At 59.5% G+C, this 1,589-nt stretch carries 2 protein-coding genes; both read left to right on the forward strand.

The genetic code is table 11. The features are described 5' to 3' along the window. A partial coding sequence (locus DWF00_RS20850) for a glucan biosynthesis protein (protein ID WP_181832932.1) occupies positions 1-612 on the forward strand: 612 nt, incomplete at its 5' end. Positions 613-817: 205 nt separating this feature from the next. After that, the coding region (locus DWF00_RS20855; protein ID WP_245974154.1) for a phospholipase D-like domain-containing protein at positions 818-1,589 on the forward strand (772 nt) is incomplete at its 3' end.

A 1,589-nucleotide genomic window follows, 5' to 3' on the forward strand; every position in this document is an offset into this window, starting at 1 on the left:
ATGCAACGCGACCGGGACTTCGGAAGCTATCAGGATCTTGAAGCACGCTATGAGGCGAGGCCAGGCTATTGGGTCACACCTCAGGGCGACTGGGGGGATGGCCGGATCGATCTGATCGAAATTCCGACCACGAACGAGGCGTTTGACAATGTCGTCGCGTGCTGGACGCCGAACAAGCCGCTGCCTTCCGGCCAAGCTGCCGAGTTCCGATATCGCATAACCGCGGTATCGACGACATGGCATCTGCATTCGTACGCGCAGGCGCAGCAGAGCTTCAACGGCTCGGATGTCGAGGATGGCGTGACCGATGGCAACGGCACAAAGCGCTTCATTGTCGATTTTGCCGGTGGCGATCTGGCCTACTACCAAAGCGAACCCGATCGTGTGGAACTTGTCGCAACGACGACCAGCGGTTCGATCGTCTCCAAGATCCTCACATTCAACTCGCCGCTGAAAGGTGTGCGCGTAATTATCGATGCGACGTTACCCGATGGTCAGTCGGCAGAGCTCAGAATCTTCCTTAAATCGCGAAAACGCACATTGAGTGAGACGTGGACCGCTACCTGGTCGGTTCCGGCCGGCGACTCGCTCGTGCAACCGCCCAAGAAATGATGCCCATCGCAATCGGCGCCCTCGCAACCTCCACGTTCGATTGCCAATGAAGCTGCGACGACACCCTTTCATCATCGCTCTATTCTCGGCTGCCGTGGGGGGCGTCGGTTGCCTCGTCGTCGGCAATTTGTTGCCGGAACCGCACGAACTACGGCAACCACTTCCGCATCATCTTGCTTCGTCAGATCGACAGCTCAAGGCGTCCATGGGCGCGCTCTTCGGGTCGAACTACGTGCCCGGAAACAAGGTCGAGACCCTCGTCAACGGCGTCCAGATCTTTCCTGCGATGCTGCGCGCAATACGCGAAGCGCGGCAGACGATCAGTTTCGAGACGTATATCTACTGGCGTGGCGCCATCGCCAACGAATTCGCCGATGCGCTCTCGGCAAAAGCCCGTCAGGGGCTGAGCGTAAAGGTCCTGCTCGACTGGGTCGGAAGCATTCCGATGGACGAAGGGCTCATTAAGCGGATGCAGGACGCCGGCGTGGAAGTGGTCCGGTTCCGCCCGATCACCTGGTACACGATCGATCGGGCGAACAACCGCACACACAGGAAATTGCTGGTCGTCGATGGACGCATTGGGTTTACCGGTGGCGTGGGCATCGCTGACGAATGGAACGGTGATGCGCGCTCGCCGAGCGAATGGCGCGACAATCACTATCGCTTGGAAGGGCCTGCAGCGGCGGAGCTCCAAGCGGCATTTGCCGAGCATTGGATCGAAGCGACCGGCGAGCTGCTGCTAGGCGACCGCTTCTTTCCGGATATATCCCCCGCAGGCGATCAAGCTGCGCAGGTGGTGATCAGCTCGACGCATCAGCGCAATGTCATGCACCTGATGCTGATGACGGCGCTTGCTTCCGCTCAGAAGAATATCCGGATCGCCACGCCCTATTTCGTTCCCGACGACCTGATCAGGCAACAGCTCCTCGAGGCCCGCAAGCGTGGTGTGGAGGTTCAGATCATCATTCCCGGGCCTC

The sequence above is a fragment of the Allobosea caraganae genome, from assembly GCF_003351345.1.
In the GTDB taxonomy this organism is placed as follows: Bacteria; Pseudomonadota; Alphaproteobacteria; order Rhizobiales; family Beijerinckiaceae; genus Allobosea; species Allobosea caraganae.